The organism is Variovorax atrisoli (assembly GCF_014195185.1).
Lineage (GTDB): Bacteria > Pseudomonadota > Gammaproteobacteria > Burkholderiales > Burkholderiaceae_C > Variovorax > Variovorax atrisoli.
In genome coordinates this window covers 372827-396842 of the sequence record NZ_JACIBG010000004.1, presented here as the reverse complement: position 1 = coordinate 396842, position 24016 = coordinate 372827, and the positions used below count along the sequence as shown (strand labels likewise).

At 68.7% G+C, this 24016-nt stretch carries 24 protein-coding genes; 17 read left to right on the top strand and 7 right to left on the bottom strand.

Translation table 11 applies throughout. From position 1 onward, the window contains the following. Positions 1–2: 2 nt before the first annotated feature. The 5 genes from FHY06_RS17010 to FHY06_RS16990 all read left to right on the top strand — a co-directional run bounded on the left by FHY06_RS17010 (position 3) and on the right by FHY06_RS16990 (position 5040). Positions 3–995: a formamidase gene (locus FHY06_RS17010; RefSeq protein ID WP_184605851.1), complete on the top strand. Its 993-nt coding sequence runs from the start codon at positions 3–5 to the stop codon at positions 993–995. A 4-nt stretch (positions 996–999) separates the two neighbouring features. Further along, a complete protein-coding gene (biuH, locus tag FHY06_RS17005) occupies positions 1000–1713 on the top strand; it encodes a biuret amidohydrolase (RefSeq protein WP_184605850.1) in 714 nt (237 codons plus the stop codon). A 5-nt stretch (positions 1714–1718) separates the two neighbouring features. Continuing rightward, positions 1719–3299, top strand: a complete 1581-nt coding sequence (locus FHY06_RS17000) for an ABC transporter ATP-binding protein (protein ID WP_184605849.1) — start codon at positions 1719–1721, stop codon at positions 3297–3299. A 274-nt stretch (positions 3300–3573) separates the two neighbouring features. Further along, positions 3574–4251 (top strand): cysteine hydrolase family protein, encoded by a 678-nt coding sequence (locus tag FHY06_RS16995; RefSeq protein WP_184605848.1) that lies wholly within the window; start codon positions 3574–3576, stop codon positions 4249–4251. Positions 4252–4293: 42 nt separating this feature from the next. Beyond that, complete coding sequence (locus FHY06_RS16990) at positions 4294–5040, top strand: GntR family transcriptional regulator (RefSeq protein WP_126184127.1); 747 nt, start codon at positions 4294–4296, stop codon at positions 5038–5040. Positions 5041–5062: 22 nt separating this feature from the next. Here the strand turns inward: FHY06_RS16990 and FHY06_RS16985 are convergent, their stop codons facing one another. After that, the gene (locus FHY06_RS16985) at positions 5063–5962 is read right to left on the bottom strand and encodes a LysR family transcriptional regulator (RefSeq protein ID WP_126184126.1); all 900 of its coding nucleotides are present in this window, start codon (positions 5960–5962) and stop codon (positions 5063–5065) included. A 177-nt stretch (positions 5963–6139) separates the two neighbouring features. Here FHY06_RS16985 and FHY06_RS16980 point away from each other — a divergent pair, with 177 nt between their 5' ends. From FHY06_RS16980 to FHY06_RS16945, 8 genes are all read left to right on the top strand, one after another. Continuing rightward, positions 6140–6958 (top strand): cysteine hydrolase family protein, encoded by an 819-nt coding sequence (locus FHY06_RS16980; RefSeq protein WP_184605847.1) that lies wholly within the window; start codon positions 6140–6142, stop codon positions 6956–6958. A gap of 11 nt (positions 6959–6969) precedes the next feature. Further along, positions 6970–8058 carry an ABC transporter substrate-binding protein gene (locus tag FHY06_RS16975; RefSeq protein ID WP_132751906.1) on the top strand — a complete coding sequence of 363 codons (1089 nt, stop codon included), beginning with the start codon at positions 6970–6972 and terminating at the stop codon, positions 8056–8058. Between the two features lie 82 nt (positions 8059–8140). Further along, a complete protein-coding gene (locus FHY06_RS16970) occupies positions 8141–8932 on the top strand; it encodes an SDR family NAD(P)-dependent oxidoreductase (protein WP_126184123.1) in 792 nt (263 codons plus the stop codon). Positions 8933–8945: 13 nt separating this feature from the next. Next, positions 8946–10418 (top strand): allantoinase AllB, encoded by a 1473-nt coding sequence (gene allB, locus FHY06_RS16965; protein ID WP_184605846.1) that lies wholly within the window; start codon positions 8946–8948, stop codon positions 10416–10418. After that, the gene (gene atzD, locus FHY06_RS16960; RefSeq protein WP_184605845.1) at positions 10415–11638 is read left to right on the top strand and encodes a cyanuric acid amidohydrolase; all 1224 of its coding nucleotides are present in this window, start codon (positions 10415–10417) and stop codon (positions 11636–11638) included. Before allB ends, atzD begins: the two co-directional genes overlap by 4 nt. Before the next feature lie 8 nt (positions 11639–11646). Then, positions 11647–12549, top strand: coding sequence for an ABC transporter ATP-binding protein (locus FHY06_RS16955; RefSeq protein ID WP_184605844.1), 903 nt, complete (start codon positions 11647–11649; stop codon positions 12547–12549). Beyond that, positions 12546–13328: an ABC transporter permease gene (locus tag FHY06_RS16950; protein ID WP_184605843.1), complete on the top strand. Its 783-nt coding sequence runs from the start codon at positions 12546–12548 to the stop codon at positions 13326–13328. The genes FHY06_RS16955 and FHY06_RS16950 overlap by 4 nt, the downstream gene beginning before the upstream one ends. Beyond that, the gene (locus FHY06_RS16945; RefSeq protein ID WP_132800135.1) at positions 13325–13741 is read left to right on the top strand and encodes a DUF3830 family protein; all 417 of its coding nucleotides are present in this window, start codon (positions 13325–13327) and stop codon (positions 13739–13741) included. Before FHY06_RS16950 ends, FHY06_RS16945 begins: the two co-directional genes overlap by 4 nt. Before the next feature lie 17 nt (positions 13742–13758). Here the strand turns inward: FHY06_RS16945 and FHY06_RS16940 are convergent, their stop codons facing one another. Next, positions 13759–14736 carry a Bug family tripartite tricarboxylate transporter substrate binding protein gene (locus FHY06_RS16940; protein WP_019655404.1) on the bottom strand — a complete coding sequence of 326 codons (978 nt, stop codon included), beginning with the start codon at positions 14734–14736 and terminating at the stop codon, positions 13759–13761. Positions 14737–14773: 37 nt separating this feature from the next. Continuing rightward, positions 14774–16012 (bottom strand): flavin-dependent oxidoreductase, encoded by a 1239-nt coding sequence (locus FHY06_RS16935; protein ID WP_184605842.1) that lies wholly within the window; start codon positions 16010–16012, stop codon positions 14774–14776. A 108-nt stretch (positions 16013–16120) separates the two neighbouring features. On the opposite strand from FHY06_RS16935, the gene FHY06_RS16930 reads away from it, so the two are divergent. After that, entirely contained in the window at positions 16121–17032 is a 912-nt protein-coding gene (locus tag FHY06_RS16930) for a LysR family transcriptional regulator (protein WP_184605841.1), read from the top strand. Positions 17033–17048: 16 nt separating this feature from the next. Here FHY06_RS16930 and FHY06_RS16925 read toward each other — a convergent pair whose 3' ends face one another. After that, on the bottom strand, positions 17049–17852 hold the full coding sequence (locus FHY06_RS16925; RefSeq protein WP_126184115.1) for an exodeoxyribonuclease III: 804 nt from the start codon (positions 17850–17852) through the stop codon (positions 17049–17051). Between the two features lie 12 nt (positions 17853–17864). Between FHY06_RS16925 and pyrE the strand changes: the two genes are divergently transcribed. Next, positions 17865–18554: an orotate phosphoribosyltransferase gene (gene pyrE, locus FHY06_RS16920; protein ID WP_019655408.1), complete on the top strand. Its 690-nt coding sequence runs from the start codon at positions 17865–17867 to the stop codon at positions 18552–18554. Positions 18555–18679: 125 nt separating this feature from the next. After that, positions 18680–19264, top strand: a complete 585-nt coding sequence (locus tag FHY06_RS16915) for a DUF4124 domain-containing protein (RefSeq protein ID WP_311733704.1) — start codon at positions 18680–18682, stop codon at positions 19262–19264. 101 nt (positions 19265–19365) lie between these two features. Here FHY06_RS16915 and gatB read toward each other — a convergent pair whose 3' ends face one another. From gatB to gatC, 3 genes are read right to left on the bottom strand one after another with little or no spacing between them, the layout of a single operon-like run. Next, positions 19366–20862, bottom strand: a complete 1497-nt coding sequence (gene gatB / locus FHY06_RS16910) for an Asp-tRNA(Asn)/Glu-tRNA(Gln) amidotransferase subunit GatB (RefSeq protein WP_126184113.1) — start codon at positions 20860–20862, stop codon at positions 19366–19368. A 1-nt stretch (position 20863) separates the two neighbouring features. Continuing rightward, on the bottom strand, positions 20864–22378 hold the full coding sequence (gene gatA, locus FHY06_RS16905) for an Asp-tRNA(Asn)/Glu-tRNA(Gln) amidotransferase subunit GatA (RefSeq protein WP_019655411.1): 1515 nt from the start codon (positions 22376–22378) through the stop codon (positions 20864–20866). After that, on the bottom strand, positions 22378–22677 hold the full coding sequence (gene gatC, locus FHY06_RS16900; protein ID WP_019655412.1) for an Asp-tRNA(Asn)/Glu-tRNA(Gln) amidotransferase subunit GatC: 300 nt from the start codon (positions 22675–22677) through the stop codon (positions 22378–22380). The genes gatA and gatC overlap by 1 nt, the downstream gene beginning before the upstream one ends. Positions 22678–22892: 215 nt before the next feature. Between gatC and FHY06_RS16895 the strand changes: the two genes are divergently transcribed. Next, positions 22893–23936, top strand: coding sequence for a rod shape-determining protein (locus FHY06_RS16895; protein ID WP_007833435.1), 1044 nt, complete (start codon positions 22893–22895; stop codon positions 23934–23936). Positions 23937–24016: the final 80 nt, after the last annotated feature.

Below are 24016 nucleotides of genomic sequence, written 5' to 3'. Positions count from 1 at the left end.
TCATGAGCGGTCTCGGAGGCCTCAACAAATCGCCGCACGGCGTCGTCGTCGGGCTCGTGCAGCTGCAATTGCCGAACGTGAAGACACCGGCCGATCTCCGCGCACAAGCGCAGCGCATCTGCGAGATGGTGGGCAAGGCGCGCCGCAACCAGTCGACCATGGACCTGGTGGTGTTCCCGGAGTACGCGCTGCACGGGCTCTCGATGGACACCAACCCGGAGATCATGTGCACGCTCGACGGCCCGGAAGTGTCGGCCTTCAGGAGTGCCTGCATCGAACACCGCATCTGGGGCTGCTTCTCCATCATGGAGGCCAACCCCGGCGGCAACCCGTACAACAGCGGCCTGATCATCGACGACCATGGCGAGATCAGGCTCTACTACCGCAAGCTGCACCCCTGGGTGCCGGTCGAGCCATGGGAGCCCGGAAACCTCGGCATTCCGGTATGCGATGGACCCAACGGCAGCAAGCTCTCGCTCATCATCTGCCATGACGGCATGTTCCCCGAGATGGCGCGCGAGGCCGCGTACAAGGGTGCGGACATCATCCTGCGCACCGCCGGCTACACCGCGCCCATCCGCCACGCCTGGAAGATCACCAACCAGGCCAACGCCTTCTGCAATCTCGCCTACACCGCGAGCGTGTGCCTGTGCGGCAGCGACGGCAGCTTCGACTCGATGGGCGAGGGCATGTTCTGCAACTTCGACGGCACGGTGCTGGTCGAGGGCGGCGGCCGCGTCGACGAGATCATCACCGCCGAACTGCGCCCCGACCTCGTGCGCGAGGCCCGCACGGGCTGGGGTGTGGAGAACAACATCTACCAGCTCTACCACCGCGGATACGTCGCGGTGAAGGGCGGCGCGCAGGATTGCCCCTACACCTACATGCACGACATGGCCGCCGGCACCTACAGGCTGCGGTGGAGCGCCGAGGTGAAGGTGACCGACGGTACGAGTTGCGGCTTCGCGCCGCCGCAGCGCAACTACGCAGGATGAACCCATGACCACCTCCATCGCCAATACCACCGAACGCCACGTCGCCGCCGAGCCCTACGCCTGGCCCTACAACGGCGCGCTGCGCCCCGACAACACCGCGCTCGTCGTCATCGACATGCAGACCGACTTCTGCGGCAAGGGCGGGTATGTCGACGTGATGGGCTACGACCTGTCGCTGGTGCAGGCGCCGATCCAGCCGATCGCGCGCACGCTGGCGGCGTTGCGGCCGCTGGGCTATCACATCATCCATACGCGCGAGGGCCACCGGCCCGACCTCGGCGACCTGCCGGCCAACAAGCGATGGCGCTCGCGGCAGATCGGCGCGAACGGCGTCGGCATCGGCGACGACGGGCCCTGCGGGCGCATCCTGGTGCGCGGCGAGCCGGGCTGGGAGATCATTCCGGAGCTGGCACCTCTGCCGGGCGAGGTGATCATCGACAAGCCCGGCAAGGGCTCGTTCTACGCGACCCACCTCGAGCTGATCCTGCGCACGCGCGGCATCGAGAACATCATCCTCGCGGGCATCACCACCGACGTGTGCGTGCACACCACCATGCGCGATGCCAACGACCGCGGCTTCGAGTGCCTGCTGCTGTCCGACTGCACGGCCGCCACGGACTACGGCAACCACCTCGCCGCGCTGAAGATGATCACGATGCAGGGCGGCGTGTTCGGCGCGCACGCCACATCGCAGGCGCTGCTGGCCGCGCTCGGCTGACCGCGATGGGCGCCGCGTCTTCCTCCCCCCGCGCCATCGGCGGCCTGCCGGCGGGCAGCGGTGCGCTCGCGCTCGACACCTACGAGCTCACCAAGCGCTTCGGCGACTTCACGGCGATGGACCGCGTGACGATGCACGTCGAGCCCGGCACGGTGCACGCGCTGCTCGGCGAGAACGGCGCGGGCAAGAGCACGCTGGTGAAGTGCGTGGCCGGCTTCCAGCGCGCGGAGGAGGGCAGCATCCTGATCGACGGGCGCGAACAGGACATCGCCAACCCGATCGTGGCGCGCGCGCTGGGCATCGGCATGGTCTACCAGCACTTCACGCTGGCACCTGGGATGACGGTGGCCGAGAACCTGCTGCTTGCCGGCGGCAAGACGCCCGCGGTCATCGACTGGAAGAGCAAGCGCGCGGAGCTGGAGGCCTTCCTGGCGACCACGCCGTTCAGCCTCGATCTCGACGTGCGGCCTTCGGAGCTCGCGGCCGGCGAGAAGCAGAAGCTGGAGCTGCTCAAGCAGCTGTACCTGAAGCCGCGCCTCCTGATCCTCGACGAGCCGACCTCGGTGCTCACGCCGCAGGAGGCCGACGAGGTGCTCGGCCACGTGCGCGAGTTCGCGCGCAGCGGGCTGTGCACGGTGCTGATCATCACGCACAAGTTCCGCGAGGTGATGTCGTATGCCGACAGCGTGACGGTGCTCAGGCGCGGCAGGGCGGTGCACCATTGCCGCGTGGCCGACACCAGTCCGGCGCAGCTGGCGCAGGCCATGATGGGCGGCGAGCAGGCTGCAGCTTCGCCGGCGCAGGCTGCGGTCGCGAGAAGGGCCGTGTCGACGGGTGCGCCGGTGGCTCTGCAGGTCGAAGGACTGCAGGCGCAGGGCGATCGCGGAACGCTGGCGCTGCACGGGCTGAGCCTGTCGGTCCGTGCCGGGGAGATCCTCGGCGTGGCGGGCGTCTCCGGCAACGGGCAGCGCGAGCTGGTCGAAGCGCTCGTCGGGCAGCGCCCTCGCCTGGCCGGCAAGGTCAGCGTGATGGGGCAGCCCTACGCCGCGCGCCGCGCCGAGAACCGGGAACTCAAGGTGCGCAGCCTGCCGGAGGAGCCACTGCGCAATGCCTGCGTCGGCGATCTGAGCGTCGCGGAGAACATGGCGCTGCGCGACTTCGACCGGCCGCCGCTGTCGCGCGCGGGCGTGCTGAACTTTCCCTACTGGCGCAGCAGGGCGCGCGAGTGGATCGCCGAGTACGGCGTGAAGACGCGGGGCGAGGGCGCGCCGATCCGCAGCCTTTCTGGCGGCAACGTGCAGCGCGCGGTGCTGGCGCGCGAGCTGGCGGGCGACATCAATGTGCTGATCGCGGCGAACCCGGTGTTCGGGCTGGACTTCGCGGCGGTCGCGGAGATCCATTCGCGCATCGTGCAGGTGCGGGAGAAGGGCGGAGCTGTCCTTCTCATCAGCGAGGACCTCGACGAGCTGCTCGAACTGGCGGATCGCATCGTCGTGATGAGCGAGGGGCGGATCGTGTTCGAGACATCGGCTGCTGGCGCCGAGCGTCATGTGATCGGGGCGCACATGGGCGGTGGGCATCACTAGGTGGCTGCATGAATGCTCTTCCTGCTTCTTCGGCTCCGCCCGGCGAGCGGCACGGCCCGGCCGCCCCCACGATGCCGGCCGCTTCGCGGCTGCCCTGCGGTGCTCGTGTTTCGCGGGGTCTCGCAGAACTCGCTTCGCTCAAACAGCCGCGAGCCCTTGTCCGCGAAACGCTGCGCTCCTCGGCGGCACAGAGGGGGCGACCGCGCCGCACCGCCCGCCGGGCTCTGTCTTTGGGCGAGGGCCGTCGTTGGCCGGCACATTCTTGAGAACCAGCATGCGCATAGAACAAGCCAACCCATTCCCCTACGAATTCGACATCTCGCACACTGCGCTCGTGCTGATCGACATGCAGCGCGACTTCATCGAGCCCGGCGGCTTCGGCGAGACGCTGGGCAACGACGTGTCGCTGCTCGAAGCCATCGTGCCTGCGACCAGGACCGTGCTGGAGGCATGGCGGGAGGCGGGCGGCCTCGTGGTGCACACGCGCGAGGCGCACAAGGCCGATCTTTCCGATTGCCCGCCCGCCAAGCGCAACCGCGGCAACCCCACGCTGCGCATCGGCGACGATGGGCCGATGGGCCGCATCCTCGTGGCGGGCGAGCCGGGCAACCAGATCATCGAGGCGCTCGCGCCCGTGGAGGGCGAGATCGTGATCGACAAGCCTGGCAAGGGCGCGTTCTACGCCACCGGCCTGCACGAGCTGCTGCAGGCGCGCGGCATCACGCATCTGTTATTCGGCGGCGTCACGACCGAGGTCTGCGTGCAGACCAGCATGCGCGAAGCCAACGACCGCGGCTACGACTGCCTGCTGCTCGAGGACTGCACCGAGAGCTACTTTCCCGCCTTCAAGGCGGCGACGCTGGACATGGTGCGCGCGCAGGGCGCCATCGTCGGCTGGACGGCGCCGGGCCCCGCGCTCGTCGCGGCGCTGAAGAACAGGCAGCAGCAATGACCATGACCATGGCCGAACGCGCCAGCGACTAACATCCAATCCGTGTCCACCGTTCGCCCCCGCCCAGAAGCCTCCGCTCCAGCCGCCACCGACGCGTCCGCCTTCCGCACGCGTGCCGACGAGGTCTACGCGCAGCTCAAGCGCGACGTGGCCGACTTCATCCTCGTGCCCGGCGACCGCTTCACCGAAGGCGAGATCAGCGACCGGCTCGGCGTGTCGCGCACGCCGGTGCGGCAGGCGCTCTTCAGGCTGCAGCAGGAGGGCTTCGTCGAGGTGCTCTTCCGCAGCGGCTGGCGCGTGCTGCCCTTCGACTTCGACCAGTTCGAGCAGCTCTACGACCTGCGCATGGTGCTGGAGACCACCGCGGTGCACCGCCTGTGCGAGACCGACCGCCACATCGACCGCGGCATGCTCGACACGCTGGCCGACATCTGGCTCGTGCCCGCGGCGCAGCGCAGCACCGACATGGCCCAGGTGGCGCAGTGGGACGAGGCCTTCCACTGCTCGCTGGTGGCGGCCGCCGGCAATGCCGAGATGGCGCGCGTGCACGGCGACGTGACCGACCGCATCCGCATCATCCGCCGGCTCGACTTCACCAAGCAGCCGCGCATCGACGCCACCTACGACGAGCACGCGAAGATATTGAAGGCCGTGCGCGCGAACCGCGGCGACCAGGCCGCCATGCTGCTGCGCGCCCACATCGAGACCAGCCAGGCCGAGGTGCGCAAGATCACGCTGCACCAGGTGCATCTGGCGCGGCACGCGGGGAAGGCCTCGTCAACGCGCTGATGCCGACAGGCTCCGCGGCGGGTCAGTCCGTGCGGGTCTGGGCGAGCCGCTTGCGCAGGAACTCCGCGAACGCGTACGCGATGACCGGCAGCTGACGTCCGCGCAAACTGGCAAGCACCAGTTCGCCGCGCGGGAAGCCCCGGTCTTCGATCTCGCGTGCGACGAAGTCCCTGTCGTCCGTCGGCGCACCGATCGCCATCTGGAACGAGATCGACTGCCGGTCGAGCAGGCAGCCGCGCAGGAACTCGAAGCTGTTGCTCTCGACCATGGCCGGCATGCGGATCGAGCTGCGCGCAAGAAAGCGCTCCAGCAGCTGCCGCCCGCCCGTGTCGCGGTTCGGCAGCACCACCGGATAGTCGGCGCAGTCGCGCAGCCGCAGGCCGGGCGCCTGCGCAAGCGGGTGCCGCGCATGCATGATGGCCATCAGCCGCTGTTCCAGTGCGGCGGCACGCTCGATGTCGGCCTCCGGTGCGAGGTTGAATACCAGCGCCAGATCGGTCTCGAAGCTGCGCAGCGCATCGGCGGCCTGGACGTGGTCCCCGATGCGGGCTTCGAAGGCCACCAGCGGATGGCTCTCGCGAAAGGCCTGGATGGCCGACGGCAGGAAGCGCGGGGCCAGCGCCTGGCTGGCCACCAGCCGCACCGTGCCGCGCCGCAGGCCCTTGAGTTCCTCGATTTCCGAGCGCACGCGATCGAGTTCGGCCGATCGGCCGCGCACATAGCGGATGAACAGCTCGCCCGCCGTGGTGAGCCGCATGCCGCGCGGCAGCCGCTCGAAGATGGGCGTGCCGAGTTCCTCCTCGATGTCCTGGATGCGGCGATTCACCGCCGAGGGCGCGACGTGCAGGCGTTCGGCCGCCTGCCGGATCGAGCCGGCACGGGCAACCTCGTCGGCGTAGCGGAGGAATCGCAGATGGTTCATGGCGAGGCGAGGCGAGGCGAGGACGGCCGGGTCGGATTCGGCCCGGAAGTGAACGGATCGCCGCACCGGGTTGCATGAATCGCGCCAATCAACTGTTGCCGTTGCGGCAACGCATAGTCCGCGAAAAGGTACGGATACGACGCACCTTTTGGCATGTTGGCTGCGTGCCTCGCAGGCATGAACCGCAACCCCCGCATCCGGCGCACCAAAGACGAACAGGCCGCACGATTCGGCCCCACGCCGCACAACGCATGGACGCTCGACGCCGAGGGCGTGAGCCTGGTGCGCACGGTGCCGAGGCCCAGGCCGATGCGCATCGCGGCCGAGCCGCAGCCGGTGACCTTCGACCTTGCGCGCAGCGCGCTGGTGGTGGTCGACATGCAGAACGACTTCTGCCACCCCGAGGGCTGGTTCGCGCAGAAGGGCCTCGGCGTGAAGGCCGCGCGCAAGCCGATTCCCGTGATCGCCGGGCTCCTGCCCGCGTGGCGTGCGGCCGGCGGCGCGGTGGTGTGGCTCAACTGGGGCATCCGCGCCGATGCGCGCAACCTGAGCCCGACCATCCACTTCAAGGGCAAGCGCACGGCACGCGGCGTGGGCTATGCGGAGCGCTCGCCCATCGACCACGGCCCTTCGCTGGTGCGCGGCGAATGGGGCGCGCAGGTGATCGACGAGCTCGAGGTCGATCCGGCCGACTTCATCGTCCACAAGCACCGCCTGAGCGGCTTCTGGGACAACGAGCTCGACAGCCTGCTGCGCCAGCAGGGCCTGGGCACGCTGTTCTTCGCCGGCATCAACACCGACCGCTGCGTGTTCTCCACGCTGCAGGACGCGGCCTTCCTCGGCTACGACTGCGTGCTGCTGGAGGACGCCTGCGGCACGCCTTCGCCGTCGTATGTCGTGCGCGGCATCCACTTCATCGTGCAGCAGCTCCACGGCTTCGTGGCCACGGCCGAGGCGCTGCGCACGTCGCTTTCCCAACGCAAGAACCTTCGCTAGGAGTTACCGACATGCCCGCATTCCAGCTCTCTTCCACTCCCTTCGCTTCCAGGCCCGGCCGTCTGCCGCGCCTGCTGGCCGCAGCATTGCTCGCCGCCGGTGGGTTCGCCGCTTCGGCATTGCCCGCGGCAGCGCAGACCCCGGTCAAGCTCGTGCTCAACTGGAAGTACGAAGGGCCGCAGGCCTGGTTCTTCCTGGCGCAGGACAGGGGCTACTTCAAGGCCGAAGGCCTCGATGTCGAGATCGACCAGGGCGAAGGCTCGGCCGCCTCCATTCCCAAGGTGGCCGCTGGCGCATACCAGGCCGGCTTCGGCGACGTCAACGCGCTGATCGACCTTTCGGCCAGGCGCCCGGCCGACGCGCCGGTGGCGGTCTACATGCTCTACAACACGCCGCCCTTCACGCTCGTGGTGAAGAAGGACAGCCCGATCCGCACCCCCGCTGACCTGGAAGGCAAGACCATCGGCGGCCCGGCGAACGACGGGGCGCTGAAGCTGTTCCCGGCCTTCGCCAGGATCGCAAAGGTCGATGCCGCCAAGGTGAACATCACCAACATGGCGCCCAACCTGCGCGAACAGATGCTCTCGCGCGGACAGATCGACGCTGCCTTCGGCTACGTCACCACCGTGAGCTTCAGCGCCAAGGCGATGGGCCTCGATCCGGCGAAGGACCTGCGCTTCATCCGCTACGGCGACCACGGCATGGATCTGTATTCGAACACCGTGTTCTTCTCGCGCAGCTTCGCGAAGGAGAACCCGAAGGCGGTGCAGGGCTTCGTGAAGGCGCTGAACCGCGCAGTGAAGGACGTGATCGCCGATCCCGATGCAGGCGTGGCCGCCGTCATGAAGCGAGAGCCGCTGCTCAAGCGCGATGTCGAAAAGGAGAAGCTGCTCGCCACGCTGCGCAACGACATGAGCCACCCCGAGGTGGCGCGCATCGGCCTGGGCGACATCGACCTCGAGCGCATGAAGCGCGCGATCGCCATCGTGGCCGAAGCCAACCAGTTGCCGCGCTTGCCGGCGCCCGAGGAGGTCTTCGACCGCGGCTTCCTGCCCGCGCGCGCCGAGCGGCCCTCGGGCACGCAGGCGGGGCAGCCCTGAGCGCGGGCCCGGGCCGGCTCGACCGATAGCCAGGAACGACCGAACAACGACCGAACAACGACAGACGACGAAAAGGAATCACATGGACCTGCAACTCGAAGACAAGGTGGTGCTCATCACCGGCCCCGCCAAGGGGATGGGACGCGCGGTGACGCTGGCCTTCGCCCGCGAAGGTGCGAAGCTGGTGCTCGCGGGGCGCGACACGGCAGCGATCGAACCGGTGGCCGCGGAGGCGCGCGCACTCGGTGTCGCGGCCGTCGTGGTGCCCTGCGACCTCACGAAGGGCGAACAGACGCAGGCCCTGGCCGCGCACGCGCTGGAGGCCTTCGGGCGCATCGACGTGCTGGTCAACGTGGCCGGCGGCTCGGGCCCGATAGGCAAGACCGGCTGGGAGACCAGCTCCGAAGAGTTCGACGAGATCGTGCAGCTCAACATGACGGGCTGCTTCAACACCATGCGCGCCGTGCTGCCCTCGATGATCGAGCGCAGGAGCGGCAAGGTGGTGAACGTCGGGGGCACGTTCGGCATGCGCGGGCGGGCCGGCCGCATGGCCTACTCCGCATCCAAGTGGGGCCTGCGCGGCATCACCAAGAGCTTCGCGCTGGAGGCCGGGCCCTACGGCATCAACGTGAACTGCGTGGCGCCCGGCATGGTCGACGGCCCGCGCTTCCGCGAGAAGGTCTGTGCCGACATGGCCCGCAAGCTCGGCATCACGCTGGAAGAGGCGATGACGCGCCATGCCGCCGACTACGCCCTGCGCCGCGTGTCGAGCGACACCGACGTGGCCAACGCATGCCTCTTCATGGCCAGCGAGGTGTCGCGCCAGATCACCGGTGTCGACCTGCCCGTCGACGGCGGCTGGGCGATGCTCTGAGGAGGGCGACGACATGACGAAGGAAGTCGACCTCGTGATCCGCGGCGCCAGCGTGGTGTCGCCGGAACGCATCTGCCAGGCCGCGGTGGCCGTGGCCGGCGAGCACATCGTGGCCGTGGGTCATGACGACACCATGCCGCCGGCGCGGCAGGAAATGCGCGCGGACGGGTTGTACCTGCTGCCGGGGGCCATCGACAGCCACGTGCACTTCCGCGATCCGGGCTACCCGCACAAGGAAACCTGGAAGAGCGGCTCGGCCGCCGCGGCGATGGGCGGCGTGACCACGGTGTTCGAGATGCCCAACACCAATCCGCCCACCGGCACCGTGGAGGCGCTGCGCCTGAAGCAGAAGGCGGCGGAGTCTTCCTACGTGGACTTCGGCATCCACGGGCTGCTGGGCGACGACACCGTCGAGCGGCTCGAGGAACTGCTCGACGCGGGCGTGACCAGCTTCAAGGCCTTCGTGGGCAACACCTTCGGCAACCTGCCCGCGCCCACCGACGGCGCGCTGCTCGAGGGTTTCGAGAAGCTCGCTCCGCTGGGAATCCGCACGGTGGTGCACGCGGAGAACTCGTCGATCCTCTTTCGCCGCCAGAAGAAGATGCAGGCCGCCGGCCGCATCGACGCGATGGCGCATCTGGCGGCGCGACCGGCGGTCGCCGAGATCGAGGCCATGGGCCGCGTGCTGGCGCTGGCCGAATGGACCGGCGCGCGGGTGCACATCGCCCACCACAGCGCGGCCGATTCGCTCTTCCTGCTTCGCCAGGCGCGCGAGCGCGGCGTCGACGTGACCGCGGAGACCTGTCCGCAGTACCTGCTGCTGAACACCGACCACATGCGCACGCTGGGCGGCGTGATGCGGCTGAACCCTCCGATCCGCGAGCCGCGCCACAACCAGCCGCTGTGGGACGCGCTCATGGACGGCACGCTCGACATGATCGCCACCGACCACGCACCGCATGCGCCGGAAGAGAAGACGCGCGAGAGCATCTGGGAATGCGACTGCGGCTTTCCCGGCGTCGAGACGCAGATGCCGCTGATGCTCACCGAAGTCAACCGGGGCCGTGCCACGCTGATGGACTACGTGCGCTGGAGCGCCGTGAACCCGGCCAAGGCCTGGGGCCTGTACGGCACCAAGGGCGTGATCGCGCCGGGTGCGCATGCCGACATCGCCTTCGTCGACATGGGCCGCACCGGCGTGCTGTCGCAGAACAGGCTGCAGAGCATCAGCAAGATCTCGCCCTGGAATGGCCGCACGGTGCAGGGCTATCCGCTCCATACGCTGCTGCGCGGCCGCTTCGTGATGCGCGACGGCCGCCTGGTGGACGGTGCCGCGGGCTGGGGCCGTTCGGTGAAGGCGGTGCAGCGCATGCCGGCGTCGAAGCCGCGCAACACCGAGCACTACAGCAGCGCGATCCTGCAGACGCCGCCGGGCGTGCCAGCCAATGCAGTGCCCACCGGCGAACTCGACTGGAATGCGGCATGAATAGCCGGGCTGATTCCGCCGCCGCAGGCGCAGGCGGCCCGTCGAGCACCGTGCCGCGCATCCAGAAGGTCAGCGCCTGGCGCATTCCGTGCCGCGGGCCCGGTGACCTGGAGGGCGTGCGGGCGCTGATCGAGACGGGCGAGCTCGTGCCGTCGGAGATCGTCGCCGTGATGGGCAAGACGGAGGGCAACGGCTGCGTCAACGACTTCACGCGCGAGTACGCATCGGCCGCGTGGTGCCAGCTGCTCGCGCCCGAGCTGGGCTGCACGCCCGACGAGGTGCACCGCCGGGTGGCGCTGGTGATGTCGGGCGGCACCGAGGGCGTGCTGTCGCCGCACTTCACCGTCTTCGCGCGGCGCTGGGAGCCAGAGGCGGCATGGCCGCCGGCGCATGCCGGCAAGCGGCTGGCTGTGGGCGTCGCGCACACGCGCGACTTCCTGCCCGAGGAGATCGGCCGTGCCGCGCAGATCGACGCCACCGCGCAGGCGGTGGCGGAGGCGATGCGCGATGCGGGGATCGACAGCGCCGATGACGTGCACTTCGTGCAGGTCAAGTGTCCCCTGCTGACATCGGCCAAGGTGGCGGATGCGCTGTCGCGCGGGGTGCCTCCGGCCACGCACGACAGCTACGAGTCGATGGGCTACTCGCGCGGCGCCTCGGCGCTGGGCGTGGCGGTCGCGCTCGGCGAGGCGGCGCGCGAGGCGATCGCCGACGCGAGCGTGTTGGCCGACTGGCGCCTCTTCTCCGCGCGCGCCTCTGCATCGGCCGGCATCGAGCTGGAGGGCAACGTGATCATCGTGCTGGGCGAAGCGCGCGCGAGCGTCTCCGCGCTGCGCATAGCCCATGGCGTGATGCGCGATGCGATCGACGGCCACAGCGTGCGTGCCCTGCTGCGGGATGCCTTCGGCCTCGATGCCGAGCGCGATGCGCAGGCCGTCTCGCGGCGGCTGGTCAACCTGCTTGCGAAGGCCGAGGCGAGCCCCGACGGGCGCGTGCGCGGCGAGCGCCACACCATGCTCAACGACTCGGACATCCACGCCACGCGCCATGCGCGGGCGGTGGTCGGCGGCGTGCTGGCTTCGCTAGCCGGCCACACCGCGCTGTATGTCTCCGGCGGCGCCGAGCACCAGGGGCCGGCGGGAGGCGGGCCGGTGGCCGCGATCGTCCGCGTCGAGGAGCCGGCCGGAGCGGCGCGGGCCGAATCCGATCCAACACTGTGAAGGCAACCATGGCACAGGCATTCATCCAACTCTCCGACGTGATGCTGCGCTACGGCGGCGGCACCATCGCGCTGGACCACACCACGCTCGACATCGAGAAGGGCGACTTCGTGGCGCTCGTGGGCCCCAGCGGCTGCGGCAAGTCGACCATCCTCAAGCTGGTGGCCGGCCTGCTTCGGCCGAGTGCCGGCGCCGTGATCGCCGGCGGGCGCGAGGTGGGCGCCACCGGCGTGCAGCCGCCGGCGGGCAACCACGCATCTGCCGCACCGCGGCTGCGCATCGGCCTTGCGTTCCAGAACCCGACGATGCTGCCCTGGCTCACCGTGCGCGAGAACGTGATGATCCCGCTGAAGATCGTCGATCCCTTCCGCCAGGACTACCGGCGAAAGAAGAAAGGCGAATACGCCGAGCGCGCCGATGCGCTGCTGGCGCAGGTCGGCCTCAGGGGCTTCGGGGACAGGCGGCCCTGGCAACTGTCGGGCGGGATGCTGCAGCGTGCCTCGCTGTGCCGCGCGCTGGTGCACGAACCCGAGCTGCTGCTGCTGGACGAGCCTTTCGGCGCGCTCGACCAGTTCACCCGAGAGGAACTGTGGGACATCATGCAGAAGCTCTGGATCGAGCGTCGGCCCACGGTGCTGCTGGTGACGCACGACCTGCGCGAGTCGGCCTACCTGGCCAACCGCATCTGCGTGATGAGTGCGCGGCCGGGGCGGATCCTTGAGACGCGCGAGGTCGGCTTCGCCCGCCCGCGGACACTGGAGAGCAGCTATGCGCCCGAGTTCGCCGCGCTGGTGCAGCAGCTTCGCATGCGCATCGCCCAGGCACGCGGTGGCGATGAAGGCGTGGATGGCGCGGCGATGAACGAGACCTTGGCGCGTGCGTCGCTTCCCGTCGCGGAGGTGGCCGCATGAAGACGATCTCTCCCGTGCTGCGCCAGCGCCTGCTTTCCGCCGGTGCGCTCGTCGGCTTCTTCGTGCTGTGGGAAGTGCTGTGCCTGGCCAGCGGCATCTCGGACCTGGTGCTGCCGCGGCCGAGCCAGGTCGCGCAGGTGCTGTTCGAGAAGATGCCTCTGCTGTGGCCGCACACCGCGCAGACGCTCTACACGACGCTTGCGGGCTTCGTGCTCGGCGTGGCGGCCGGCGTGGTCATCGGCGTGGCGATCGGCTCCTCGAAGCTCGCCTACGACGTGACCTACCCGCTGCTGGTGGGCTTCTCCAGCATCCCGAAGGTGGCGGTGGTGCCCTTGTTCGTGGTGTGGTTCGGCGCGGGTACCGTGCCGGCCGTGCTGACGTCGATGGTCATCAGCATCTTCCCGGTGGTGGTCAACGTGGCCACCGGCCTCGCGAGCACCGAGCCTGAACTCGAGGACGTGCTGCGCGTGCTGGGTGCGCGCAGGCGGGACATCCTGTGGAACGTGGGACTGCCGCGCACGCTGCCCTACCTGTTCGCGTCGCTGAAGATCGCGATCACGCTGGCCTTCGTCGGCACGGTGCTCAGCGAGACGGTGGCGGCCAACAAGGGCATCGGCACGGTGATGATGATCGCCAGCGGCAACTTCGACGTGCCGATGGTGTTCGCCGGGCTCTTCCTGCTCGCGGCGATGGGCGTGGCGCTGTATGCCGTGTCGTCGCTGGTCGAGCGCCGCATGACCGGCTGGGCGCAGCGCAAGAACGAGATGGTGATGGCATGAGCGAAAGACACATCCGCATCGTCGCGGGCGGGTTCGACTTCGTCGCCCGGACCCATCCCGACGCGCCGCTCACCGTGGCGGCCTTCGAGAAGCTGCTGCCCTACCGGCAGAAGCTCATCCACGTGCGATGGAGCGGCGAGGGATGCTGGGTGCCGCTGGGCGACTTCCAGCTCGGCGTGGGCTTCGAGAACCACACCAGCCACCCGTCGGCGGGGGACATCCTGTTCTATCCCGGCGGCTACAGTGAGACCGAGATCATCCTGGCGTACGGCGCATGCAGCTTCGCCAGCAAGATGGGCACGCTCGCGGGCAACCACTTCCTCACCATCGTCCAGGGGCGCGAGAAGCTGCGCGCGCTGGGGACGAAGGTGCTGTGGGAGGGCGCCCAGGACGTGCTGTTCGAGGCGATGTAGGCCGGCCCGTGCGCCGATCAGTCGGCAGTGATGTTCCCGCGCTTCACCACGCCGGCCCAGCGGTCCGCATCCTTCTTCACCAACGCGCCGAACTCCGCCGGCGTCGAACTCGCCGGCACCATGCCCTGCGACTCGAAGGACTTCGCCACCTCGGGCTGCTTCAGCACCGCCGCGATCTCCTTGTTGAGCCGCGCCACCACGTCCGGCGGCGTGCCCTTGGGGGCGAGCACGCCGTACCACATGTCGACGTTGTCGGCGGTCACGCCGGCCTCGGCGAGCGTGGGCACGTCGGGCAGCTGCGGCAGGCGCTTGCCGCTGCCGGTTGCGATGGCCTTGAGCTTGCCGGCCTGGATGTGCTGCAGCGCCACGTGCACCGGCAGGAACATGTAGTCGATGCGTCCGCCGAGCAGGTCGGTCACCGCGCCGGCCGTGCCCTTGTAGGGCACGTGCAGCAGCTCGGTGCCCGTGCCCTGCATGAGCAGCGCCATCGACAGGTGGTGCGGCGTGCCCACGCCGGGCGTGGCGTAGGTCAGCTTGCCGGGCTCGGCCTTGGCCGCGCTCACCATCTGCTGCACCGACGAGGCCTTCTGCACGTTCGGGTTGGTCACCAGCAGCAGCGTGCCCCACGAGGTGAGGGACACCGGCGCGAAGTCGGCCACCGGGTCGTAGCTCAGCGAGCGGTAGAGGCTGCGGTTCATCACCAGCGTGTTGACCTGGACCAGCAGCGTGTAGCCGTCGGGCTTGGCGCGCGCCACGCGCTCGCTGCCGATGTTGCCGCTGGCGCCGGCCACGTTCTCCACGATCACCGGCTGGCCCAGCCTGGCGGGCAGCCTCGCCGAGAGCTGGCGGGCGATCAGGTCGATGCCGGTGCCGGGGGTGTAGGGCACGACCAGCGTGACGGCCTGGTCGGGCCAGGCGAAGGCGCTGGTGGCGACAGTCGCGGTACTGGCCGCGACGAGCAGGGTGGCGAGGGTCTTCTTGATCAGCGATCGCATGGTCTCTTGTCTCCGTGTTCTTCTTGGGGTGGGCTGTTCAAAGGTAGGAAGCGCGCGCCTTCAGGGCCGCCGGGTCGTAGCCGGCCACGCGCTTGTAGTTGTCCGAGATGGCCTGCAGCTCGGCGACGGGCACGACCTCCTCGATGCTGTCGAAGCGCTTGCCGCCCGATCGCTCGAACACTTCGCGCAGGATGGTGTCGGGCGGATTGCTGCGGTTGGTCAGCACCACGTCGGTGGTGGCCTTGACGCGCACGCGGTCGTAGTCATCGAGCGCGGCCGTGCCGACGCCCATCTTCTTCAGCGCACCCGCGAGGTAGCGCGCGTCGATGATGGCCTGCCCCGCGCCGTTGGAGCCGCGCGGCACCATCGGGTGCGCGGCGTCGCCCAGCAGCGTGAGGCGGCCGTGCGTCCAGCGTGGCAGGGGGTCCTGGTCGACCATCGGATATTCGAGGATGGTGTCGGAGGCGAGGATCAGCGCCGGCACGTCGAGCCAGTCGAAATGCCAGTCGGCGAAGGCCGGCAGGAAGTCTTCGACGCGGCCCGTTCGGCTCCAGTCGCGCATCGCGGGCTGCGGTGCATGGATCTCGGCCACCCAGTTCACGAGCTGGTTGCCCTCGGCGTCGATGTTGTTGCGGATCGGGTAGATCACCATCTTGCCGACCGAGAGCCAGCCCGCGCGCACCATGCTGCCGCCGGACAGAAAAGGCTTCCGGCGCGCGGTGCCGCGCCACATGTTGATGCCCGAGTAGCGCGGCGCACCCTCGTCCGGATAGAGCTGCTTGCGCAGCGCGGAGTGGATGCCGTCGCAGCCCACGGCAACGGCGCCGCGCACCGGTGGCGCATCGGCGAAATGGACGGTGACGCCGTCCGCATCCTGCTCCACGTGCGTGCAGCGGCGGCCGCACACCACGCTGTCGGGGCCGAGGCGCTTCAGCGTCTCTTCGTACAGCACCGTCTGCAGGTCGCCGCGGTGGATGGAGAACTGCGGCCAGTCGTAGCCCGCATGCTGGCCCGCGGCCTCGCGGAAGACCAGCTGTCCGTGCTCGGTGAAGAACACCGCTTCCTTCGTGCGCACGCCCACCTTGTCGAGGGCCTCCAGCAGCCCGAGTTCGGTGAGCTCGCGCACCGCATGCGGCAGCAGGTTGATGCCCACGCCCAGCGGCCTGAGCTCGGGAACGGCTTCGTACACGCGGCAGGGAATGCCGGCCTGGTGCAGGCTCAGCGCGAGGGTGAGGCCGCCGATGCCGGCGCCCAGGATGATGACTTCGTTGCTCATGATGATCGGTCTTTGCGATGCGTTGCTTGCTTTGTCTCGGCCCGCATTAGGAACGCAGAAAGATCATTTGGGAAATTTAGATGTGATATGGATTTATCATCAATCCATATGAATCTGTCGATCCGCCAGCTGCGCGCCTTCCTGCAGGTGGCACGCGTGGGCAACTTCACGCGCGCGGCCGAGCAGGCGCACATCACGCAGGCCGGGCTCAGCATCCTGATCCGCGAGATGGAAAGGCAGCTGGGCTGCCGCCTCTTCGACCGCACCACGCGCGTGGTGAGCCTCACGCCCGCGGGCCGGCGCCTGCTGCCGGTGGTCGAGCGCATGGTGACCGACCTCGACGACGTGGCCGCCGAGCTGGGCGCCGAGGGCGACGCCGCGCGCCAGACGCTGCGCATCGCGGCCACACCGCTGGTGTCGTCGAACCTGCTGCCGCAGGTGTTCGCCAGCTTCCGCGAAGCGCATCCGCAGGTGAGCCTGCGTCTGTTCGACGCCGACCTGCGCGACGTGGAGGCGATGGTGGCGGCTGGCGAGGCCGACGTGGGGCTGGGCTTCTTCTTCAAGGCGGCGCCGGGACTGGCGCGCGAGCCGGTGGGGCGCTTTCACCTGATGCGGGTGGCGCCGATGGACGAGGCCGGGAACGGGGAGCCGGGGGGCGTGGGCTCTGCGCCTTGGTCGGCGTTGCGCGGCGCCGAGCTCGTCGGGCTGCCGCCGGGCAATCCGATCCAGAAGGTGATCGACCAGCATCTCGCCGCCATCGGCCGCGCCGACGCGCAGCGCACCGCCTTCAACTTCTTCGGCACGCTGATCGCGATGGTGGAGGCCGGCTTCGGCACCGCCGTGATGCCGACCTTCGCGCTCGCCGCCTGCCGCCGCCATCGCGTGCGCACCGACGTTCTGACCAAGCCGAAGGTCGGGCTCGACTTCTACCGCATCACCAAGCGCGGGGCGTACGAGACGGAGGCGATGCAGGCCTTCGTGACTACGCTGGAGAAGGCGCTGCCGGAGCTGTCGCGCTGAGCGGCGCGCGCATGCCCTACAGCTCGAAGTCGTAGTCCACCGTGATCGGCGCGTGGTCGCTGAACTTCACGGTCTTGTAGATCTGCTCGGTGCGCGCCAGCGCCGCGATCTTCGGCGTGGCCAGGTGGTAGTCCAGCCGCCACCCCACGTTGTTCGCATAGGCCTGCCCGCGGTTGCTCCACCAGGTGTAGGCCTCGCCCGTGGTGTCGGGCTTGAGCATGCGGTAGACGTCCACCAGGCCCGCGCCGTCGGCGCCGGCGTCGAGCAGCTTCGTCATCCAGGCGCGCTCCTCGGGGAGGAAGCCGCTGTTCTTCTGGTTGCCGCGCCAGTTCTTCAGGTCGATCTCCTTGTGGGCGATGTTGATGTCGCCGCACAGCACGAACTCGCGCTCCTTCTTGAGCGCCACGAGGTGCGGGAAGAAGCCCTTGAGGAAGCGGAACTTGGCTTCCTGCCGCTCCTCGCCCGAACTGCCACTGGGGAAGTAGCAGCTGATGACGGAGAACTTGCGCTTGGGAGTGTCGAAGCGCAGTTCGAGGTACCGGCCCTCGGCGTCGAACTCGGCGTCGCCCCAGCCCACCACCACCTGGCTCGGAGCGTGCTTGGTGTAGATGGCGGTGCCGGCGTAGCCCTTCTTCTCGGCGAAGTGGAAATGGCCCTTGAGGCCGGCCATTTCCTCGAACCGGCCCTCGATGTCGCTGGCCTGGACGCGGATCTCCTGCATGCAAATACAATCCGGCGCAAGTTCGGCCACCCAGTCGGCCACGCCTTTGGTTGCGGCCGAACGCAGGCCATTGAGATTGAGACTGGTCAGTTTGAACACAAGGAATTTCCGATGGCTGTAGATGGTGAGAAAAGCAAAAGCAGCGCGATCGCCCAGGATTTCGTCCAGTTCGCCCTGGATGCCGGCGTACTGCGTTTCGGGGAGTTCAAGACCAAGGCCGGTCGGATGAGTCCCTACTTCTTCAATTCGGGCCTCTTCGACGACGGCGCCAAGATCGCCCGGCTCGCGGGATTCTATGCAGACCGCCTGATCGAGAGCGGCCTCGAATTCGACATGATCTTCGGCCCTGCCTACAAGGGCATCCCGCTGGGCGCCACGGTGGCCGCCGAGCTGGCCCGCCGGGGCCGCAACTACCCCTTCGCCTACAACCGCAAGGAAGCCAAGGCGCACGGCGAGGGCGGCAACCTGGTCGGTGCGCCGCTCAAGGGCCGCGTGCTGATCGTCGACGACGTGATGTCCGCCGGCACTGCGGTGCGCGAGTCGATCGCCGCCATCGAGGCCGCAGGCGCCACGCCGCATGCCGTGGCCATCGCGCTCGACCGGCAGGAGAAGGCCACCGAGAACGGCGTCGACGTGGACCACAGCGCCGTGCAGTACGTGCGCAACCAGCTCGGCCTGTCGGTGATCGCCATCGCCACGCTCGACGACCTGCTGAGCTACCTCTCGGGCGATGCCGCGGCCGACCTCGGCGCGCACCGCGAACGCGTGCTGGCCTACCGCGCGCGCTACGGCGCCAGCTGAACCGGGGCCGCCGAATGCACCGCGCACGCGACGATCACGACCGAACGTTCCGCCTGCTGGCGGCGGCATCCCTTTTCATCACGGCTTCCTCTTTCTGCGGCGCTCTGCAAGCGCAACCGCAGAAAGTGGAAGGCGCCTCCGCCGGCATCTACACCTGCGTCGACGCCCGCGGCCGCACGCTGACGGCCGACCGCCCGATCGCAGAGTGCAACGACCGCGAGCAGCGCGAGCTGAACCCGAGCGGCTCGACCCGCCGCAAGCTGGAGCCGACCTACACCGCGCGCGAACTCCAGGAGCGCGAGGACCGTGCCCGCGAAGCCGCGATCGTGGCCGCCCGGCAGACCGACGAGCGGCGCCGCGAGCGTGCCCTGCTGGTGCGCTACCCCAACAGCGCCACGCACGATCGCGAACGCGCCGAGGCACTCGCGCAGATCGATGCGGTGTCGGAAGCGGCGAGGAAACGCATCTCCGAGCTGGGCGAAGACCGCAAGAAGATCGACGAGGAGATGGAGTTCTACAAGCAGGACCCCACCAAGGCGCCGGCCGCGCTGCGCCGCAGGATCGACGACAACGCGAAGAGCGTGGCGGTGCAGAACCGCTTCATCGCGGAGCAGGAAGACGAGAAGAAGCGGGTGAATGCGCGCTTCGACGAGGAGCGCATTCGCTTGAAGGCGCTCTGGACCCCGCAGAACGGCGGGAACCCGAAGTAACCCTCCAGGCTGCGCGCACTTCGTGTCGCTTCGCCAACCCCCCTGCGGGGGCAACACCTGCGGCCCGGCAAAGCCGGTTCCGCGGTGTTTCCCGAAAAGACTTAGCTGAGCTTGGCCTTCAGCAACTCGGTGACTTGCGCCGGGTTCGCCTTGCCGCCGCTGGCCTTCATGACCTGGCCGACGAGGGCGTTGAGTGCCTTCTCCTTGCCGCCGCGGTATTCCTCGACGTTCTTCGCGTTCTTCGCGATCACCTCGTCGAGGATCTTGTCGAGCGCGCCGGCGTCGTTCATCGGCTTCAGGTCCTTGGCCTCGATGATCGCGTCGACGTCGCTGCCTTCGCCGGTCCAGAGGGCCTCGAACACCTGGCGGGCGGCGTTGTTGGGCAGGGTGCCGTCGGCGATGCGCTTCACCAGCTGAGCCAGCTGCTGCGCCTTCACGGGAGCGGCCTCGATGCCGATCTCGGCGGCGTTCAGGCGGCGCGCCATCTCGCCGGTGATCCAGTTGCTCGCGAGCTTGGGCGTGGCGCCTGCCTTCACGGCTTCGTCGAAGTAGCCGGCAAGCGCGGCGCTTTGCGTGAGCTGCGCGGCGTCGTATTCCGACAGCCCGTGGTCGCGCACATAGCGCTCGGCCATCGCGCGCGGCAGTTCGGGCATCTCGGCCTTCACGCGCTCGATCCAGTCGGCGGCGATCACCAGCGGCGGCAGGTCGGGGTCGGGGAAGTAGCGGTAGTCGGCCGAGTCTTCCTTGGCGCGCATGGCGCGCGTCTCGCCGGTGTCGGGGTCGAACAGCACCGTGGCCTGCTCGATCTTGTGGCCGTCCTCGATCTCGTCGATCTGCCAGCGGATCTCGTAGTCGATCGCCTGCTGCATGAACTTGAAGCTGTTCAGGTTCTTGATCTCACGGCGCGTGCCGAGCTTCTCGCCGGGGCGGCGCACCGACACGTTGGCGTCGCAGCGGAAGCTGCCTTCCTGCATGTTGCCGTCGCAGATGCCGATCCAGGTGACGATCTTGTGCAACTCCTTCGCATAGGCCACGGCCTCGGCGGTGGAGCGCATGTCGGGCTCGGTCACGATCTCCAGCAGCGGCGTGCCCGCGCGGTTCAGGTCGATGCCGCTCTGGCCGACGAAGTCCTCGTGCTCGTGCAGCGACTTGCCCGCATCCTCCTCGAGGTGGGCGCGCACCAGGCGCACCGTCTTCTGCTCCTCGCCCACGAAGAACGACACCGCGCCGCCCTGCACCACGGGGATCTCGAACTGGCTGATCTGGTAGCCCTTGGGCAGGTCGGGATAGAAGTAGTTCTTGCGTGCGAACACGCTGCGCGGCGCGATGTGCGAGCCCAGCGCCAGGCCGAGCTTGATGGCGCGTTCGACCGCGCCCTTGTTCATCACGGGCAGCGTGCCGGGCAGCGCCAGGTCGACCGCGCAGGCCTGCGTGTTGGGCTCGGCGCCGAAGGCGGTGGAGGCGCGGCTGAAGATCTTGCTCGCGGTGGAGAGCTGCGCGTGCGTCTCGAAGCCGATGATGACTTCATAGCCGCGCACCAGCGGGCCGGTCGGGCGGCCTTGTTGTTGTGCTTCGAATGTGTTCACGGTCTCGCTCATCTCAAAAGCCCTCCGGCGTGCGCGAATGCCAGTCGGTGGCTTGCTGGAAGCGGTGCGCCGCGTTCAGCAGCTTCGCTTCGCCGAAGTAGTTGCCGATCAGCTGCAGGCCCACGGGCATGCCGCCGTCGAAGCCCGCGGGCACGCTCATGCCGGGCAGGCCGGCCAGCGATGCCGGCAGCGTGAAGATGTCGGCAAGGTAGTCGGCCACCGGGTCGTCGCCGTGCTCGCCGATCTTCCAGGCGGTGGTCGGCGCCGCGGGGCCGGCGATCACGTCGCACTGCTTGAACGCCTGCTGGAAGTCGTCGGCGATCATGCGGCGCACCTTCTGCGCCTGCAGGTAGTAGGCGTCGTAGTAGCCGTGCGAGAGCACGTAGGTGCCGATCATGATGCGGCGCTTCACTTCGTCGCCGAAGCCTTCGGCGCGCGTACGCTCGTACATCTGCGTGAGCGCGCTCTTCTTGCTCGCGGGGTCGATGAAGTCCTTGGCGCGGTGGCCGAACTTCACGCCGTCGAAGCGGCTCAGGTTGCTCGAGGCCTCGGCCGCGGCAAGGATGTAGTAGACGGGAATCGACAGCTCGGTGCGCGGCAGCGTGACCTCGACGCGCTTCGCGCCGAGCTTCTCGTACTGCGCGAGCGCCGCGTCGATGGCCGCACGCACGCCGGGCGCCACGCCTTCGCCGAAGAACTCCTTCGGCACGCCGATGCGCAGGCCTTCGAGCGAGTCGTTCAGCGAGCGGCCGAAGTTCTCGGCCGGCTTGTCGAGCGAGGTGGAGTCGCGGTCGAGGTCGGGCCCGCAGAAGGCCGACAGCAGCAGCGCGCAGTCTTCGGCCGAGCGGGCCATCGGGCCGGCCTGGTCGAGGCTCGAGGCGAAGGCAACCATGCCGTAGCGCGAGGCGCGGCCGTAGGTGGGCTTGATGCCGGTGATGCCGCAGAACGATGCGGGCTGGCGGATCGAGCCGCCGGTGTCGGTGCCGGTGGCGGCGGGAGCCAGCCGTGCAGCGACCGCAGCCGCGCTGGCGCCGGAGGAGCCGCCCGGAATGCGTTCGAGGTTCCAGGGGTTGCGAACGGGAGCGGCCTTGTCGTGGCCCACGGCGGGCACCGCGACGTTCTCGTTGGCCGAGCCCATGGCGAACTCGTCGCAGCTCAGCTTGCCCAGCGTGACCGCGCCGGCATCGGCCAGGCGGCGCACCACGGTGGCGTCGAAGGGCGAGCGGTAGCCCGCGAGCATCTTGGAGCCGGCGGTGGTGGCGAAGTCGGTGGTGACGAAGATGTCCTTGTGCGCGATCGGCACGCCGGCCAGCGCCGGGGCGTCGCCCTTGGCGAGGAGGGCGTCGGCGGCGCGCGCCTGGGCCAGAGTGGCTTCCTCGTTCACGTCGAGGAAGGTGCCCAGCGCCTCGTGCGCCTTCATGCGGCCCAGGAAGGCCTGCGAGGCCTCGACGGCCGATACCTTGCGCTCGGCCAGCGCCTTCGCCAGCTCGACAACGCTCAATTGGTGCAATTCACCGCTGCTGCTCATCATTCGATTACCTTGGGCACGAGAAACAGGCCGGCTTCGACGGCCGGGGCGCTCTTCTGGTTGGCTTCGCGGTTGTTCGGTTCGCTCACCACGTCGTCGCGCAGGCGCAGCGTGACGTCTTCGATGGCGGCGACGGGGTGGGCCAGCGGCTCGACGCCGGTGGTGTCCACCGAACGCATGCGCTCGACGAGGTCGAAAAAGCCGTTGATCTGGCTGAGCATGCGCTCGCTTTCATCAGGAGCCAGCTGCAGCCTCGCCAGCGAGGCGATGCGCTCAATATCGGAAGCGGAGAGTGACATAGGTCGGAACGGCCCGGAAAAGCTTAGGTATTCGCACGCCGGAGCCGGTGCTAATACGGGAATCAGAGGGGATTCGGGTATTATCCCGCCTTTGCCGCAACCCCCGCGAACGCGCCGGCTTTTGCGCCAAAAACGATCAATTCACCCCATCAAACGACCCAAAAAATAGAGCGACGACCTGCCGACGCGCAGGCCGTGCTCAGAGGATTCCGCACATGTTTGGAGCTTTCCGTCGGTATTTCTCCACCGACCTTGCGATCGACCTCGGCACCGCCAACACCCTGATATTCGCCCGCAACAAGGGCATCGTGCTCGACGAGCCTTCGGTCGTCGCCATCCGCCACGAAGGCGGTCCGCATGGCAAGAAGGTGATCCAGGCCGTCGGCCGCGAGGCCAAGGCGATGCTGGGCAAGGTGCCCGGCAACATCGAGGCGATCCGCCCGATGAAGGACGGCGTGATCGCCGACTTCGTGATCACCGAGCAGATGATCAAGCAGTTCATCAAGATGGTGCACCCGCGCACGCTGCTCACGCCGAGCCCGCGCATCATCATCTGCGTGCCCTGCGGCTCCACCCAGGTCGAGCGTCGCGCCATCAAGGACGCGGCCGAGGCGGCAGGCGCCACCTCCGTCTACCTCATCGAGGAACCCATGGCCGCGGCCATCGGCGCCGGCCTTCCCGTCAGCGAGGCCTCGGGCTCGATGGTGGTGGACATCGGCGGCGGCACCACCGAGGTGGGCGTGATCTCGCTGGGCGGCATGGTCTACAAGGGCTCCGTGCGCGTGGGCGGCGACCGCTTCGACGAAGCCATCATCAACTACATCCGCCGCAACTACGGCATGCTGATCGGCGAGCCGACGGCCGAAGTCATCAAGAAGAACATCGGCTCGGCCTTCCCGGGCTCCGAAGTCAAGGAAATGGAAGTCAAGGGCCGCAACCTCTCCGAAGGCGTGCCGCGAAGCTTCACCATCAGCAGCAACGAAGTGCTGGAAGCCCTGACCGATCCGCTCAACAACATCGTCTCGGCCGTGAAGAACGCGCTGGAGCAGACGCCGCCCGAGTTGGGCGCCGACATCGCCGAGCGCGGCATGATGCTGACCGGCGGCGGCGCGCTGCTGCGCGACCTCGACCGCCTGCTGGCCGAGGAAACCGGCCTGCCGGTGCTGGTGGCCGAGGACCCGCTGACCTGCGTGGTGCGCGGCTGCGGCATCGCCCTGGAGCGCATGGACCGCCTGGGCAGCATCTTCACGAGCGAATAACCGAGGTACACCCCCAGGCTTCGCGCACTTCGTGTCGCTGCGCCAACCCCCTTGCAGGGGGCAATACCAGCGGCCCGGCG